Origin of the sequence: Vibrio amylolyticus (assembly GCF_023145695.1) — a bacterium.
Taxonomy (GTDB): Bacteria; Pseudomonadota; Gammaproteobacteria; order Enterobacterales; family Vibrionaceae; genus Vibrio; species Vibrio amylolyticus.
In genome coordinates this window covers 61,339-78,791 of sequence record NZ_JAJHVV010000013.1, presented here as the reverse complement: position 1 = coordinate 78,791, position 17,453 = coordinate 61,339, and the positions used below count along the sequence as shown (strand labels likewise).

The following is a 17,453-nucleotide window of genomic DNA, read 5'->3' as shown; positions in this document are numbered from 1 at the left end:
TATTAACCACCGGCCTTTTTGCGCTGTAGGGTACCGGTGAATTTTCCCGCTGTTTAAGCACCGTTATCCATGCAAAAAAGCACTATTGTTGTAAACATAATAGTGTCACTACAGTAAACAGTTGTTAGTCACTGCCCCACTTTCTAGTGTCTTGGGCAGTTTGGGTCACTTATCAGCGAGCTGAGGAACCCCATGGTTTACTCTTATACCGAGAAAAAACGCATCCGTAAGGATTTTGGTACTCGTCCACAAGTTTTGGACATTCCATACCTGTTATCGATCCAGCTCGATTCGTTCGACAAATTTATCGAACAGGATCCTGAAGGGCAATACGGTCTTGAAGCTGCTTTCCGTTCTGTTTTTCCAATTCAGAGCTATAACGGCAATTCAGAGCTGCAATACGTTAGCTACCGTCTTGGTGAGCCTGTATTTGATGTTAAAGAATGTCAAATCCGCGGCGTAACTTATTCAAAACCTCTACGCGTAAAACTTCGCCTAGTGATCTTTGATAGAGACGCGCCAGCAGGTACCGTAAAAGATATTAAAGAACAAGAAGTCTACATGGGCGAAATTCCGCTTATGACAGACAATGGTACCTTCGTAATTAATGGTACTGAGAGGGTTATCGTATCCCAGCTGCACCGAAGCCCAGGCGTGTTCTTCGACAGCGATAAGGGTAAGACCCACTCGTCAGGTAAAGTTCTATATAACGCACGTGTAATTCCTTACCGTGGCTCATGGTTAGACTTTGAGTTCGATCCTAAGGATAACTTATACGTACGTATAGACCGCCGTCGTAAGCTACCAGCTTCGATCATTCTTCGTGCACTTGGTAAAACCACAGAAGAGATCCTGGATCTATTCTTTGAGAAAGTGAACTTCGAAGTTAAAGACAAAACTCTATTAATGGAGTTAGTTCCTGATCGTCTACGTGGTGAAACTGCGTCATTTGATATTGAAGCAAATGGTAAGACTTACGTTGAGACAGGTCGTCGTGTTACGGCACGTCACATCCGTCAACTTGAAAAAGATGGCGTAGAGCACATCGAAGTACCTGTAGAGTACATCGTTGGTAAAGTTGCATCGAAAGATTACATCAACGAAGCAACTGGCGAGATCATTGTTGGTGCAAACCACGAGATCAGCCTAGAAGCTCTTGCAAACTTATCTCAAGCGGGTCACAAAGCTCTAGAAGTTCTATTTACGAACGATCTAGACCACGGTCCATTCATGTCTGAAACATTGCGCATTGACAGTACTGTTGATCGCCTTTCAGCTTTGGTAGAAATCTACCGCATGATGCGCCCTGGTGAGCCGCCAACAAAAGATGCTGCAGAAACACTGTTTGAAAGCTTATTCTTCAATGAAGATCGTTACGACCTATCAACTGTAGGCCGTATGAAATTCAACAGCTCAATTGAGCGTGAAGATGCTGGCGAACAAGGCACACTAGACGAAACAGACATCATTTCAGTAATGAAGCGTCTGATCGAGATCCGTAACGGTAAAGGCGAAGTGGACGATATCGACCACCTTGGTAACCGTCGTATCCGTAGTGTTGGTGAAATGGCAGAGAACCAATTCCGTGTTGGTCTAGTGCGTGTAGAACGTGCTGTTAAAGAGCGCCTAAGCCTTGGTGACCTTGATGCAATCATGCCTCAAGATCTGATCAACGCTAAGCCTATTTCTGCTGCAGTTAAAGAATTCTTTGGCTCTTCACAGCTGTCTCAGTTTATGGATCAAAACAACCCATTGTCAGAAGTGACGCATAAGCGTCGTATTTCTGCTTTAGGTCCTGGTGGTCTTACACGTGAGCGTGCTGGTTTTGAAGTTCGAGATGTACACGTAACTCACTACGGTCGTCTATGTCCTATCGAAACACCTGAAGGTCCAAACATCGGTCTGATTAACTCACTTTCAGCATTCGCACGTTGTAATGATTACGGTTTCCTAGAGACTCCGTACCGTCGTGTTGTTGATGGTGTTGTGACCGAAGAGGTTGATTACCTTTCTGCTATTCAGGAAGGCCAGTTTGTTATCGCTCAGGCGAACACAATACTGACTGACGATTCAACGTTTGCTGAAGAGCTAATCACTGCTCGTCAGAAAGGTGAATCTGGTCTTCACCCTCGCGAACATGTTAACTACATGGACGTTGCGACAAACCAAGTAGTATCTATCGCTGCTTCGCTTATCCCGTTCCTAGAACACGATGATGCGAACCGTGCATTGATGGGTGCGAACATGCAACGTCAAGCCGTACCTACACTAAAAGCTGATAAGCCTCTAGTTGGTACAGGTATCGAACGTAACATCGCAGTTGACTCTGGTGTTACAGCGGTAGCGAAACGTGGCGGCACTGTTCAATCAGTAGATGCGTCTCGTATCGTAGTTAAGGTTAATGAAGATGAGCTGATTCCTGGCGAAGCTGGTATCGACATCTACAACCTAACGAAATACACGCGTTCGAACCAAAACACATGTATTAACCAACGCCCAACCGTTATGCCAGGTGAACCTGTTGCTCGCGGTGACGTTCTTGCTGATGGTCCTTCAACAGACCTTGGTGAGCTAGCGCTTGGTCAAAACATGCGTATCGCATTCATGCCTTGGAATGGTTACAACTTCGAAGACTCGATCTTAGTATCTGAGCGCGTAGTTCAAGAAGACCGTTTCACGACGATTCACATTCAAGAACTATCTTGTGTGGCTCGTGATACTAAGCTGGGTTCTGAAGAGATCACTGCTGATATTCCAAACGTAGGTGAATCTGCTCTGTCTAAACTAGACGAGTCAGGTATCGTTTACATTGGTGCTGAAGTTAAGGGTGGTGACATCCTCGTTGGTAAAGTAACCCCTAAAGGTGAAACTCAACTGACTCCTGAAGAGAAGCTACTACGTGCAATCTTCGGTGAAAAAGCATCAGATGTTAAAGATACATCACTGCGTGTACCAAACTCTGTTTCAGGTACTATCATCGACGTTCAAGTCTTCACTCGCGATGGCGTAGAGAAAGACAAGCGTGCGCTTGAAATTGAACAGATGCAGCTGAAAGAAGCGAAGAAAGACCTTACTGAAGAGTTCCAAATTCTTGAAGGTGGTCTACTTGCTCGTGTTCGTGCTGTTCTTATCAATGGTGGTTACTCTGAAGCTAAGCTTGACTCTATTGGTCGTAAGCAATGGCTAGAGCAAACGCTTGAAGACGATGCGCTTCAATCGCAGCTTGAGCAACTTGCTGAGCAATGGGATGAGTTAAAAGCTGATTTCGATAAGAAGTTTGAAACTAAGCGTCGTAAGATCACTCAAGGTGATGACCTAGCACCAGGCGTACTTAAGATTGTTAAAGTATACCTAGCTGTTAAGCGTCGTATCCAACCGGGTGATAAGATGGCCGGTCGTCACGGTAACAAAGGTGTAATCTCTAAGATTAACCCTGTTGAAGACATGCCATACGATGAAACGGGTCGCCCTGTTGATATCGTACTGAACCCGCTGGGTGTACCATCGCGTATGAACATCGGTCAGATCTTAGAAGTACACTTAGGTCTAGCTGCGAAAGGCATCGGTGACAAGATCAATAAAATGCTGAAGGAACAACAGGAACTGCACAAGTTCCGTAATTTCCTACAGGAAGTTTACGATCTTGGTGATACTCGCCAGAAAGTTGACATTGCTGAACTGTCAGATGATCAAGTTCGCACGTTGATTAAGAACCTACGTGGCGGTCTACCGATTGCTACACCTGTGTTCGATGGTGCTTCTGAGACGTTAATCAAAGAGCTATTAAAACTGGGTGATCTACCAGAATCTGGTCAGCTTACGTTGTTTGATGGTCGTACTGGTGATGCGTTTGAGCGTCCTGTAACTGTTGGTTACATGTACATGCTGAAACTGAACCACCTTGTTGATGACAAGATGCACGCTCGTTCTACTGGTTCGTACAGCCTAGTAACTCAGCAACCACTTGGTGGTAAAGCTCAGTTCGGTGGTCAGCGTTTCGGTGAGATGGAAGTATGGGCACTAGAAGCATACGGTGCTGCTTACACGCTTCAAGAAATGCTAACGGTTAAGTCTGATGACGTTAACGGCCGTACTAAGATGTATAAGAACATCGTAGACGGTGACCACAGCATGGAACCTGGCATGCCAGAATCGTTCAACGTATTGTTGAAAGAGATTCGCTCGCTAGGTATCAACATCGAGCTAGAAGACAAAGAGTAATCTTTTTTCTGTTATAGAAAATGGGTTATTTGGTAGAAAGCAGCCTGGAGTTACCGGGCTGCTTTTAACTCCTTACAGGAGCTGAATGTGAAAGACTTATTAAACTTTCTAAAAGCACAGCATAAGACCGAAGAATTTGACGCGATCAAAATCGGTCTATCTTCACCTGACCAGATTCGTTCATGGTCTTTTGGTGAAGTTAAAAAACCAGAAACGATCAACTATCGTACGTTCAAACCAGAACGTGATGGTCTTTTCTGTGCACGTATTTTTGGTCCAGTTAAAGACTACGAATGTCTTTGTGGCAAATACAAACGCTTGAAGCACCGTGGTGTTATCTGTGAGAAGTGTGGCGTTGAAGTTACACAAACTAAAGTTCGTCGTGACCGTATGGGCCACATCGAGCTTGCATCTCCAGTTGCTCACATCTGGTTCCTAAAATCACTGCCGTCTCGTATCGGTTTGTTGATGGATATCCCTCTACGTGATATCGAGCGTGTTCTTTACTTCGAAATGTACGTTGTAACTGAGCCGGGTATGACGGATCTAGAAAAATCACAGATGCTTACTGAAGAAGAGTATCTTGATCGTCTAGAAGAGTGGGGTGATGAATTCACCGCTAAGATGGGTGCTGAAGCGATCAAAGATCTGCTTTCAACCATGGATATGCACGCTGAAGCTGAGCAGATGCGTGAAGAGTTAGAGACAACAAACTCTGAAACTAAGCGTAAGAAGCTGACTAAGCGTCTTAAGCTAGTTGAAGCGTTTATTCAATCAGGTAACAACCCTGAGTGGATGATCCTAACCGTACTTCCTGTACTTCCGCCAGATCTACGTCCTCTAGTACCACTAGATGGCGGTCGTTTTGCTACGTCTGATCTGAACGATTTATACCGTCGTGTAATCAACCGTAATAACCGTTTGAAGCGTCTTCTAGAGCTAGCGGCTCCAGACATCATCGTGCGTAACGAAAAGCGTATGTTGCAAGAGTCTGTTGATGCCCTTCTAGATAACGGTCGTCGCGGTCGTGCGATTACTGGTTCTAACAAACGTCCTCTGAAATCTCTTGCTGATATGATCAAGGGTAAACAAGGTCGTTTCCGTCAGAACCTTCTAGGTAAACGTGTAGACTACTCTGGCCGTTCTGTTATCACAGTTGGTCCATACCTACGTCTGCACCAGTGTGGTCTTCCTAAGAAGATGGCACTTGAGCTATTCAAACCATTCATCTACAGCAAGTTAGAGACTCGTGGCATGGCTACGACAATCAAAGCAGCTAAGAAAATGGTAGAGCGCGAAGAAGCTATTGTTTGGGATATCCTAGACGAAGTTATCCGCGAACACCCAGTACTATTGAACCGTGCACCAACACTTCACCGTCTTGGTATTCAAGCGTTCGAACCAGTACTAATCGAAGGTAAAGCGATTCAGCTTCACCCACTAGTGTGTGCGGCATATAACGCCGACTTCGATGGTGACCAAATGGCGGTACACGTACCGTTAACCTTGGAAGCTCAGCTAGAAGCTCGTACTCTGATGATGTCGACGAATAACATTCTGTCTCCAGCATCAGGTGACCCAATCATCGTTCCTTCTCAGGACGTTGTATTAGGTCTTTACTACATGACGCGTGACATGATCAACGCGAAAGGTGAAGGTATGTACCTTGCTGGCCCTGAAGAGGCTGAGAAGGCATACCGTACTAAGAGCGCAGAGCTACACGCTCGCGTTAAAGTACGTATCACTGAATCTGTTGTGGATGAAGATGGTAACAGCACAACAAGCACTGACATGGTTGATACCACTGTTGGTCGTGCAATGTTGTGGTCTATCGTACCTAAAGGTCTACCGTTTAGCCTAGTTAACCAAAAGTTGGGTAAGAAGCAAATTTCTACTCTACTTAACGAGGCATACCGTAAGCTTGGTCTGAAAGACACGGTTATCTTCGCTGACCAAATCATGTACACAGGTTTTGCATACGCTGCACTTTCTGGTGTTTCTGTAGGTATCGATGACATGGTTGTTCCGGCAGCTAAGTACACTGAAATCGAAGAAGCAGAAGCTGAAGTTCGTGAAATCCAAGAGCAATTCCAATCTGGTCTTGTTACTGCGGGTGAGCGTTACAACAAAGTTATCGATATCTGGGCATCTACGAATGACCGTGTTGCGAAAGCAATGATGGATAACCTGTCTTCTGAGACAGTTGTAAACCGCGACGGTGAAGAAGAGCAACAAGAGTCGTTTAACAGCATCTACATGATGGCTGACTCGGGCGCTCGTGGTTCTGCTGCACAGATTCGTCAGCTAGCGGGTATGCGTGGTCTGATGGCCCGTCCAGATGGTTCAATCATCGAAACGCCGATCACTGCGAACTTTAAAGAAGGTCTAAACGTCCTTCAGTACTTTATTTCAACGCACGGTGCTCGTAAGGGTCTTGCGGATACAGCACTGAAAACAGCAAACTCGGGTTACCTAACTCGTCGTCTAGTAGACGTTGCTCAAGACGTTGTAGTACATGAACATGACTGTGGTACGCATGAAGGTGTCGACATGATGCCTCATATCGAAGGTGGTGACGTTAAAGTTGCACTTTCTGAACTTGCTCTTGGTCGTGTTGTTGCTGAAGATGTTCTTAAGCCTGGTACTGAAGATGTCCTGATTCCACGTAATACTCTAATTGATGAGAAGTGGTGTCAGATCATGGAAGACAACTCTGTTGACCGTATGAAAGTACGTTCAGTTGTTACCTGTGATGCAGACTTTGGTTGTTGTGCACAGTGTTACGGTCGTGACCTAGCACGTGGCCACCTAGTAAACCAAGGTGAGGCAGTAGGTGTTATTGCTGCTCAATCTATCGGTGAGCCGGGTACACAGCTAACGATGCGTACGTTCCACATCGGTGGTGCAGCATCTACAGCCGCAGCAGAAAACAGCATCCAAGCTAAGACTACAGGTACTGTTAAACTTCACAATGCTAAGTTTGTTATCAACAAAGATAAGAAACTGGTTATCACATCTCGTGCTTCTGAGATGACGATCATTGATGAGTTTGGCCGTACTAAAGAGAAACACAAACTTCCATACGGTTCGATTCTTAGCAAAGCAGACAGCGACGCTGTTACTGCTGGCGAAGTTGTTGCGAACTGGGAAGCGCATACTATGCCAATCATCACTGAAGTGGCAGGTCGTATCCAATTCGTAGATATGATTGATGGTGTGACGGTTTCTCGTCAAACAGATGATCTAACTGGTCTTTCTTCAAGTGAAGTGACTGATGCAGCCGCTCGCCCAGCAGCAGGTAAAGATATGCGTCCAGCTATCAAACTTGTTGATGAGCAAGGTAACGACGTAATGATTCCTGGTACTGATATGCCAGCTCACTACTTCCTACCTGGTAAAGCGATTGTTAACATCGAAGATGGTGCAGAAGTTGGCATCGGTGACACGTTATCTCGTATCCCTCAGAAATCTGGCGGAAACAAAGATATCACCGGTGGTCTACCTCGAGTTGCTGACTTATTTGAAGCACGTAAGCCGAAAGAGCCTGCGATTCTTGCTGAGCACACAGGTACTGTGTCATTCGGTAAAGAGACGAAAGGTAAGCGTCGTTTAGTTATTACTCGTGAAGGCGGTGACGCTTACGAAGAGATGATTCCTAAGCATCGTCAGCTTAACGTATTCGAAGGTGAGAAGATCGAACGTGGTGATGTAATCGCTGATGGTCCAGAGACTCCACATGACATTCTACGTCTACGTGGTATTCACGCTGTGACTCAGTACATCGCTAACGAAGTTCAAGAAGTTTACCGTCTACAAGGCGTTAAGATTAACGATAAGCACATTGAGACTATCGTTCGTCAAATGCTACGTAAGTGTACGATTACGCACGCTGGTGACTCTGAGTTCTTGCCTGGTGAGCAAGTTGAATACCACAACGTTAAGATCGCTAACCGCGCTCTAGAAGCTGAAGGTAAAGAACTGGTTCGCTTCGAACGTGATCTACTAGGTATCACTAAAGCTTCTCTTGCGACTGAGTCATTTATCTCAGCAGCATCATTCCAAGAGACAACACGTGTACTAACAGAAGCTGCGGTTTCTGGTAAGCGTGATGATCTACGTGGTCTGAAAGAGAACGTTATTGTTGGTCGTCTGATCCCAGCTGGTACTGGTTTCGCATACCACCAAGAGCGTCAAAAGCAGCGTGAAGAGCAACAGGAAGGTCCGTCAGCTGAACAAGCGACAGATAACCTAGCAGCACTTCTAAATGCAGGCTTCTCTTCTGACGAGTAATCCTCGGATGAATTAGCTTCACAGCTAGTGATGATAAAAGGCACCTTAGGGTGCCTTTTTTGTTTTTTTGCATATTAATAACTGAGTCATGCTCGATTGAACAATAAAATCTAGGTGTGAGTAACACCAGAGCATTAGAAATAGCAAAGACGCAGGTCAGCTGCAGAAAATCTTAGGAGGACTAGAGAAGGTGTATTTATATGAGAAAGAGGGATACGCAGCATGGTATTAAGTATCACCGAAGTGATACTTAATCATGAACAAGGGCTCGTTTAATTAAGCGCCAGGAGGCACTGCGAGACTGTTGGCAATCAACTGAATGAGTTCATCTTCAACTTCAAATCTCACTTCAATAATCTCACCGATTAAAGAGAGGTCCGTAACAAAACTTTCAAGCGGATCTTCACTGCTAACTGCCGCATAATTGTCGGTAAAATTCAGCAAAGGTTCTGTCGTAAGAACAATTTTTCCGTAGGCTTGGTTAATATCATCCGTTGCTTCAAAGCCTGTTGCTCGCCACTTATCCATCACCATGTCATAGATTTTAAAGTGACCTTCAGAGATATAATCTACAAGATGTTGGCAAAATGACTGAAGTGCTTTAGGTGTCGGTAATTCTGAGGTTTTTTGCGCAGACGGCTGAAGAGCAGCTAGATTACAATACTCAATAATGAGTAGCTGACGGGTTTCTAACCAGTGATCGATGACTTCACTTGAGCCACCCCATTGTTGCTGTGTTTGTTTGAATTTACTTAGCATGACCATGCCCTCATGATCGGTACACAAGGTGTGTACAAATTAGCTTTGCAGTGCAAAGTGTCCATTGAAAATATGTCCAGAGTGTTGAAATATACTAACAAAGAAAAATCTCTGGTATAAATTAGATTGCCAGTAAAATGAACGAACTGCAAGCTAAGAGATACGCTAATGTTAAAAAATAGTAACGATAAAACGGCGGGTGAAGCCTATTGGTGTGTCGTATCCGGCAGTGATATTTGGTTAGTCAATGACACGCTTCCTTTTGGTGGTGAGCATGAGCTTGTTCTACCTAGAGAAAAAGCCATTCAGATAGGCAGCTTTGAAGGGTTCCCTGTTTTATGGCTTAATGATGCAGATATAGATAATGATCTTGAACTGACTTCACTTAGGGAGTGCCTACAGTTTCCTGAAGCGCTATTTTTGTTGATGAGCAAAGCGGTACAGTTCGGACATATGAGTCAAACACAGCGTTTCTGTCCACAATGTGGTGGACGAAATCATCTTAATTTAAATCAACTTGCAATGCAGTGTAGTGATTGTCGAACTTTACACTACCCAAGAATTTTTCCCTGCATCATTGTAGCTGTTCGTAAACAAAACCAGATACTTTTGGCCCAACACCCAAGGCATAAAGCCGGAATGTATACCGTCATCGCAGGCTTCCTTGAGGTGGGGGAAACCTTAGAACAGTGCGTAGCGCGTGAGGTTCGAGAGGAGACAGGCATAGAAGTCTGCGATATAGAGTACTTTGGTAGTCAGCCATGGGCGTTTCCATCGAGTATGATGATGGGCTTTATTGCTAGCTATCGCTCAGGGGTTGTAAAGCCTGATTATAGAGAGCTTAGCGATGCGAGATGGTTTGATATTGATCAGCTACCTCCTATAGCACCAAAGGGAACCATCGCGAGGCAACTCATTGATTCAATTGTTTTGGAGAAAGAACAGAGTTGATAGAGCTGAATTAAACTTTATTTTGAAAAGTTACAAAAATACAGCGAGTTACAGATAAAAAAAACCCTCCGAGAAGGAGGGGGTAAGTAAGATGTCGTTATGAGATGCTGAGCACTAAGTACTCAGTTTATTATAGTAGTTTTCGCTAGCAGACGAATTTTTATCACTGTTAGTTATCGGGTGCAAATTAAGCGTTGATTTAAAAGTTAATAACTTGATCTATGTTGCAAACGACCCCGCTTTTGAGAGCTGATCAGTGTTAGAATAGCCACCTTTAAAAAAGTCTAAAATATCGGAAGAATGGAATGACAGAACTAAAAAATGACCGTTACCTTCGTGCATTGCTCAAAGAACCTGTAGATTACACACCTGTATGGATGATGCGGCAAGCGGGTCGTTACCTACCTGAGTATAAAGCGACTCGTGCTGAAGCCGGTGACTTCATGTCTTTATGTAAGAATGCAGAGCTAGCATCTGAAGTGACGCTTCAACCACTTCGCCGTTTTCCTCTAGATGCTGCGATCCTATTCTCTGACATCTTAACGATTCCTGATGCGATGGGCCTAGAGCTTCGTTTTTCTACCGGTGAAGGACCTGTTTTTGACAAGCCAATTACATGTAAAGCTGACGTAGAAAAAATTGGCTTGCCGGATCCAGAAGGTGAGTTGCAATACGTTATGAACGCGGTTCGTCAGATCCGTAAAGATCTGAACGGTGACGTACCACTGATTGGTTTCTCTGGTAGCCCGTGGACGCTAGCAACTTACATGGTTGAAGGTGGAACGTCGAAGGCGTTTACTAAAATTAAGAAGATGATGTATGCTGAGCCTCAAACACTGCACATGCTTCTAGATAAGTTAGCAGATAGCGTCATTGAGTATTTGAATGCTCAAATTAAAGCAGGTGCTCAGTCTGTGATGGTATTTGATACATGGGGTGGCGTTCTGACACCGCGTGATTACAACCTATTCTCGCTACAGTACATGCACAAAATTGTCGATGGTCTGATCCGTGAAAATGACGGTCGCCGTGTTCCTGTGACTCTGTTTACGAAAAACGGTGGCATGTGGCTAGAGAAAATTGCGGCAACGGGCTGTGATGCAGTAGGTCTAGATTGGACAATCAACATTGCTGATGCGAAAGCACGCATTGGTGATAAAGTTGCTTTACAAGGCAATATGGATCCTTCTGTACTTTATGCTCAACCAGAGCGAATTCGCGAAGAAGTTGGAACTATTCTAGAAGGATTCGGTGATACTGGCACCGGTCACGTATTTAACTTGGGTCACGGTATTCATTTGGATGTTCCGCCTGAAAACGCAGGCGTATTTGTTGAGGCTGTCCACGAGTTATCTAAGCCATACCACAAATAGCCGAGTAATAGATTGAAAGCGCCTGATACGACCAGGCGCTTTTTTGTTATGAGGTACACTTGTCGCTATACTGATTCGATTGACCGAAGGGATACGAGCAATAAATGAAGACTCGCGATAAAATAGTACATGCAGCATTAGAGCTATTTAATGAGCATGGTGAGCGCAACATTACGACTAATCATATTGCCGCACACATTGAAATTAGTCCTGGCAATCTCTATTACCACTTTCGCAACAAACAAGAGATTGTTCGTGATATTTTTACACTCTATTCAGAAGAGCTGATTGAACGGTTTACGCCTATTCAAGGGCAGCAAGAGAGCTTGGTTATGCTTAAGCATTACTTAGACTCTATTTTTACACTGATGTGGAAATACCGTTTCTTCTACGCCAATTTGCCTGAAATTCTTCAGCGTGATAACAAGTTGCATGATGACTATATACTTGTCCAAGAGAAGCTTCAGATTAACCTGATCAATATAATGAGAGCTTTTGTTGAACTTGAGCTTCTCACCGTTGAAGATGAAGAAATGAAGTCACTAGTAACAACGTTGCACTTAATTGCTTGTAGCTGGCTTGCTTATCAATCAGCCATGTCTCCAGATTCAAAAATCACGGAGCAAGTCGTGTCTCAAGGTATGCTTCAGATGATAAATGTCGTAAAACCGAGAGCGACAGAGCTTGGGATGGAGCAATTGCTGCTATTAGAAGACGGCGTGAAAGCAATCCACGCATAGTTAACTCGGTTTACATACAACCCAATATAAAGAAGTGCTTAACGGCACTTTTTTCTTTTTAAACATGTTCACGATGAAAGGGAATTTATGCATTACGATGTTTTTAACGGCGATGCTGATGGCATCATTGCGTTGCTTCAGCTGAGACTTGCTAGCCCAAAGCAAACACAATTGATTACGGGTGTGAAACGCGATATTAAACTCATTGATAAACTTGATTTAACAACTCAAGACTCGTTAACTGTCCTTGATGTCTCGATGGCAAAAAACATGGATGGTTTATTGGCCGCGTTAGAAAAAGGAATCGACGTCTTCTATGCGGATCATCACCAATCGGGTGATATCCCTACAAACCCAACATTAGAGGCCCATATTGATTTAGATGCGAACACTTGTACTGCATTGATTATTGATAAATTGTTAGCTGGTCAGTATCACCTATGGGCAATAACAGCAGCGTATGGTGATAATTTGATCGCTGTTGCTGACGACTTGGCTGATGCTCAGGGCTTAACGTTAGAGCAAAAAGAGCAACTAAAAGAGCTTGGTACGCTAATTAACTATAATGGTTACGGTGCGAAGGTGGATGATCTTCATTACCATCCGGCGGACCTATATCAAGCGTTAACGAAATATGCCTCTCCATTTGATGTGATAGCTGATACTCAATCTCCTTATTATACCCTGAAAGACGCGTATCAAACGGACATGGATCAGGCGCTATCGATTGAGGCTAAATACCGTAGTGACAAGCTAGGGCTGTTTGAGCTACCTAACAATGCCGCATCTCGTCGAATCAGTGGCGTCTATGGCAACTTACTCGCGAACCAATCTCCTGATTCTGCTCATGCAGTGTTGACTGAAAATGCAGATGGCAGCTATACGGTCTCGTTGAGAGCGCCACTCAGCAATAAGCAAGGCGCGGGTGATATTTGCATTCAGTTTGAAACGGGTGGTGGCAGGGCGGCAGCGGCAGGTATTAATCGCCTAGCGAAAGAGGATGTGGATACGTTTATCCGAACCGTCGAAGAATTCTACCCTTAGCGGAATCTTTGCTATTTGTTACCTCAAGGGTATTCAGAACCTAAAGCGATTGTATTAGCGAGTCAGCCAAGACTTTGGGTTCTGTGTTTTACTGTTGCGGCGTAATTCAAAATATAGGGAAGGGCGAGTTTGTCCCCCTGTATCACCAGCTAAGGCGATAGTTTCACCTGCTGATACTTTATCGCCTTCTTTTTTTAATAGCGTTTGGTTGAAGCCATAGAGCGTCATATCGCCTTTACCGTGGTCTAGTAACACTACAAGACCATAACCTCTTAAGTACTCGGCAAAAACGACCGTACCCGGATAGACGGATTTGATTGCTTGGCCGTATTTCGCATCAATTACAATGCCACTCCAATTACTTTGTCCCGCTTGTTTCGAGCCATAACTATGAAGAAGTTGCCCTTTGAGCGGCCAAGGAAGTTTTCCTTTTTGTTTGCTCAAACCATCCATTGGAACGGCATTACGCTTCGCCGCTTTCGCTATTTCTGCCTTCAGTCGAGTTTCATTGCGTTGTAGCTCAGAGAGGTACACCTTGTCACTCGATATACTTTTTCTAATCTGGCTAACAGTTTGATTTCTTTTCGTCTGGCCTTGCTTAAGGCTGGTGTGTTTCTTGGTTTGTTGATCGAGCAACTTAGCGATTTGTTGTTTTTCAAGCTGCAGCTGTCGCTGGTTCTGATCTAGCTCTTTATGTGTTTTTTCTAAGGCACTGATTGTTTCTGCACGCTGCCTTGCAAGGTGCTGGAAGTATTGGCTAATACGATCTTCTTCGACACCATTGTTTAAGATACTGGTGGTTGAGCTTGCACGTCGAGTCACATAGTAAGTTTTGATTAATTCAGCAAGTGTGTCGCTTTGAGATTTTTTTTGCTTATTCAGTTGAGCGATGGATGCGTCAATTTTACTGATGTTATTGTTAGAGGCTGCAAGAGATTGCTTCGTCTGTTTAATTTGTGACTCTAACTCACTGATGCTCAGCTCTTGTTTTTTTAGCGTGCTTTGCAGTGTATTGAGTTTTTTTTGTTGGCTAGAAACGGAGCTTTGTTGGCGTGATATTTCATTCTTCACTCCTTTGAGTTCATTTGGAGAAGCGGCAAAGCTCGTCGAAACAACACCCATTGAGAATATTAAAAGTAGAGTCAAAGCATCAAGGCGGCTTTTAAAAGGGTTTAATGTCAAAAACGTCGCCATATAGCATGAGGTCCATCTACTAAAAATAAGAGCTTAGTATACTCAAAGAGTTTTAAGAGAAGAAAGGACTATGTTAAAAGTTGCAGGGCAGTTGGTATTAAATCAATACGAAGAATTGATAGTGATGAGACAAAAATGCCCCAATAAATATTGAGGCATTCATTTAATCAGCAGACAAGTGACTATTTAGTCAGAATGTCGCCGCTCATTTCTGCTGGAATTTCAAGACCAGCAAGGTCAAGCATTGTTGGAGCAAGATCTGAAAGCTTACCGCCTTCTTTGAACTTAAATTCTTTGTTACCAACGTAGATTAGCGGAACAGGCAGATTAGTGTGCGCAGTGTGAGTGCCACCTGTCTCTGGGTCTACCATCATTTCTGCATTACCATGGTCGGCAGTGATAAGAAGTTGCCCATCAACCTCTTTAATTGCAGCAACCACTTTTGCAACACAGCTATCAAGTGCTTCAATAGCTTGCTCAGCAGCTTCGTAAACACCAGTGTGGCCAACCATATCTGCGTTAGGGAAGTTACAGATAATTGTGTCGTACTTACCAGACTTGATAGCCGCAACTAGTTTGTCTGTTAGCTCTTCAGAACTCATTTCTGGTTGAAGGTCGTAAGTCGCTACTTTTGGTGAAGCAACAAGTTGACGCTCTTCACCGTCAAATTCATTTTCAACACCACCATTGAAGAAGAAGGTTACGTGCGCGTACTTTTCAGTTTCAGAAATACGTAGTTGTGTTTGGCCTTTCTTCGATAGCCATTCACCGTAGGTATTTTCTAGAGAAGCAGATGGGAATGCTGTCGCCAGAGGAATGTCTGCAGCGTATTGAGTCAGCATAACAAAGTTGATCGCTGGGAATACAGCACGCTCAAAGCCGTCAAATGCAGGAACGAACGTACGTGTGATTTGACGCGCGCGGTCAGCACGGTAGTTCATGAAGATAACTGCGTCGCCATCTTCAATTTTGGCACTTTCTTGAGCGTCAGTTTTTAGCTCTGTTGCTTTAACGAACTCATCGTTTTCTTCACGAGCGTAAGCCGCTTCAAGACCAGCAACGGCAGAATCAAATGTGAACTCAGCTTTTGCTTGAGTCAGTAAGTCGTAAGCAACCTGTACACGTTCCCAGTTGTTATCACGATCCATTGCGTAGTAGCGACCAACTAAAGAAGCGATACGGCCTTTACCCAATTTAGCGAACAGTGCATCGAAACGCTTTAGAGAGTTCTCAGCACTACGAGGTGGAGTGTCTCGTCCGTCTAGGAAACAGTGTAGGTAGATTTTCTCTGCGCCACGTGCTGCTGCCATTTCAACGGCTGCATAGATGTGATCTTCGTGAGAGTGAACACCACCTGGAGACATTAGGCCCATTAGGTGAACGGCTTTACCTGCAGAAACTGCTTTATCAATCGCTTCTACAAGAGCTGGAGTTTCAACGAATTCACCATCAGAGATAGACTTAGTGATGCGTGTTAGGTCCTGATATACAACGCGACCAGCACCAATATTGGTGTGACCTACTTCAGAGTTACCCATTTGACCGTCAGGCAAACCCACGTCTAAACCAGAAGCTGAAATAAGAGTGCTAGGGTTGCTTGCAATTAGTTCATCCATTACGGGTGTTTTTGCATTGTTGATTGCATTGCTTGCGTTGTCTTCACGGTGTCCCCACCCGTCAAGAATCACTAGAGCCATTGGCTTCTTAGCTGACATAGATATAACCTCGTTAAAAATTAAAGTAACTTTAAAAACAAATTAGCGTAACTTTACTACATTTTATAGCCTTTGCAGTAGCTAAAGATCAATGATTCTTCCTATCGATACAATAAAGAGTTGTCTATTGATCAAATTGCTATCACAACTGAAAGTATGACTTACTGAACTAAAATAGCGGTGCCAATGACAGCGACAATCGCGCCGAGCCAAGCATAAAGATTAGGTCGCTGTTTGGTATAAATCCAAAGAATCGGTAGCAACATAATTGGAGTCGTCGAAGAGAGCAGCGCGACCATTCCGACATTGCCAGTCTGAAGAGCAAACAAAATCAATGTCATACCAACAGCCATCGCAAGAAAACCATTCACTGCGGTGATCCAAAATATACCGATTGTCATTGGCTTAACGGCTTTGGCGAGCTTCGCACCAGATAATAAGAACAAGCTATGTGCGATAAAAGCGGTGATCATACGAATGGCCGAAGCGGCGACGGGATCAACAGAGGTCGTCATGATTGGTTTAGCGATAATCCCACCTAAAGCTTGGCAAAGAGCCGCTAGCAGGCCCAGAGCAAGGCCAATCGATACCTTTCCCTTGATATGATCCAGTGCACTTTGAGTTGACCCTTTACGACCAAAAAAGATAGCGGTAATAACGCCAGAAAACACTAACGCAGAACCAATAAACTCTATGTTGCTCATAGTGTCGCTAAAAATAAAGTAGCCTAAGACCGCGGAGAATACCGCGTGACAAGAAAAAAGCAGGCCAGCTTGTCGAGGCCCCATACGGTTAAGGCAGGCAAACAAGGCGGTATCACCAATGAAAATACCAATCAAACCTGAGAGCATCATAGGAGTGACATAACTTAGCTCTATGGTTTCCCAGCCCCCAGTGAACAGTGCCATAGTGGAGAGCATGACAGAGGTACAGCCCATACGCCATCGACTATAAGCAAAAGAACCGAGGTGCTGTGCAGGAGTAATGGAAAGTAAGCTGGCGATAGCCCAAAGAAGTGCGGCTGCTAAAGCGAGCCATTCGAATCCCACGCTACATCTTCCTTGAGTAAGTGGCGGTTAGTTGGTTCTCAATATGCCTTAATCTACCCTTGATGCCTAGTGCTAGATGACATCAAAGGTAGATTGGAAGTCGACTAATCTAGATCT

10 protein-coding genes are annotated in these 17,453 nt (G+C 44.3%); 6 read left to right on the top strand and 4 right to left on the bottom strand.

What is annotated here, in order from left to right; all coding sequences use genetic code 11:
* The first annotated feature begins 192 nt into the window (after positions 1 to 192).
* Both rpoB and rpoC read left to right on the top strand, forming a co-directional pair.
* Entirely contained in the window at positions 193 to 4,221 is a 4,029-nt protein-coding gene (gene rpoB, locus KP803_RS18465; protein WP_248010328.1) for a DNA-directed RNA polymerase subunit beta, read from the top strand.
* Positions 4,222 to 4,308: 87 nt separating this feature from the next.
* Positions 4,309 to 8,511, top strand: a complete 4,203-nt coding sequence (rpoC, locus tag KP803_RS18460; protein WP_248010327.1) for a DNA-directed RNA polymerase subunit beta' — start codon at positions 4,309 to 4,311, stop codon at positions 8,509 to 8,511.
* 276 nt (positions 8,512 to 8,787) lie between these two features.
* Here the strand turns inward: rpoC and rsd are convergent, their stop codons facing one another.
* A complete protein-coding gene (rsd, locus tag KP803_RS18455) occupies positions 8,788 to 9,276 on the bottom strand; it encodes a sigma D regulator (RefSeq protein ID WP_248010379.1) in 489 nt (162 codons plus the stop codon).
* A gap of 162 nt (positions 9,277 to 9,438) precedes the next feature.
* Here rsd and nudC point away from each other — a divergent pair, with 162 nt between their 5' ends.
* From nudC to KP803_RS18435, 4 genes are all read left to right on the top strand, one after another.
* Positions 9,439 to 10,221, top strand: a complete 783-nt coding sequence (gene nudC, locus KP803_RS18450) for an NAD(+) diphosphatase (protein WP_248010326.1) — start codon at positions 9,439 to 9,441, stop codon at positions 10,219 to 10,221.
* Positions 10,222 to 10,526: 305 nt separating this feature from the next.
* The gene (gene hemE, locus KP803_RS18445) at positions 10,527 to 11,594 is read left to right on the top strand and encodes a uroporphyrinogen decarboxylase (protein ID WP_248010325.1); all 1,068 of its coding nucleotides are present in this window, start codon (positions 10,527 to 10,529) and stop codon (positions 11,592 to 11,594) included.
* Between the two features lie 104 nt (positions 11,595 to 11,698).
* Positions 11,699 to 12,334 carry a TetR/AcrR family transcriptional regulator gene (locus tag KP803_RS18440; protein WP_248010324.1) on the top strand — a complete coding sequence of 212 codons (636 nt, stop codon included), beginning with the start codon at positions 11,699 to 11,701 and terminating at the stop codon, positions 12,332 to 12,334.
* A gap of 87 nt (positions 12,335 to 12,421) precedes the next feature.
* A complete protein-coding gene (locus KP803_RS18435; RefSeq protein ID WP_248010323.1) occupies positions 12,422 to 13,378 on the top strand; it encodes a DHH family phosphoesterase in 957 nt (318 codons plus the stop codon).
* Between the two features lie 54 nt (positions 13,379 to 13,432).
* Here KP803_RS18435 and KP803_RS18430 read toward each other — a convergent pair whose 3' ends face one another.
* The 3 genes from KP803_RS18430 to KP803_RS18420 all read right to left on the bottom strand — a co-directional run bounded on the left by KP803_RS18430 (position 13,433) and on the right by KP803_RS18420 (position 17,336).
* Entirely contained in the window at positions 13,433 to 14,572 is a 1,140-nt protein-coding gene (locus KP803_RS18430; protein WP_248010322.1) for a murein hydrolase activator EnvC family protein, read from the bottom strand.
* A 182-nt stretch (positions 14,573 to 14,754) separates the two neighbouring features.
* Positions 14,755 to 16,287 carry a 2,3-bisphosphoglycerate-independent phosphoglycerate mutase gene (gene gpmM / locus KP803_RS18425; protein WP_248010321.1) on the bottom strand — a complete coding sequence of 511 codons (1,533 nt, stop codon included), beginning with the start codon at positions 16,285 to 16,287 and terminating at the stop codon, positions 14,755 to 14,757.
* A gap of 161 nt (positions 16,288 to 16,448) precedes the next feature.
* Positions 16,449 to 17,336 carry an EamA family transporter gene (locus KP803_RS18420; protein ID WP_248010320.1) on the bottom strand — a complete coding sequence of 296 codons (888 nt, stop codon included), beginning with the start codon at positions 17,334 to 17,336 and terminating at the stop codon, positions 16,449 to 16,451.
* Positions 17,337 to 17,453 lie beyond the last annotated feature (117 nt).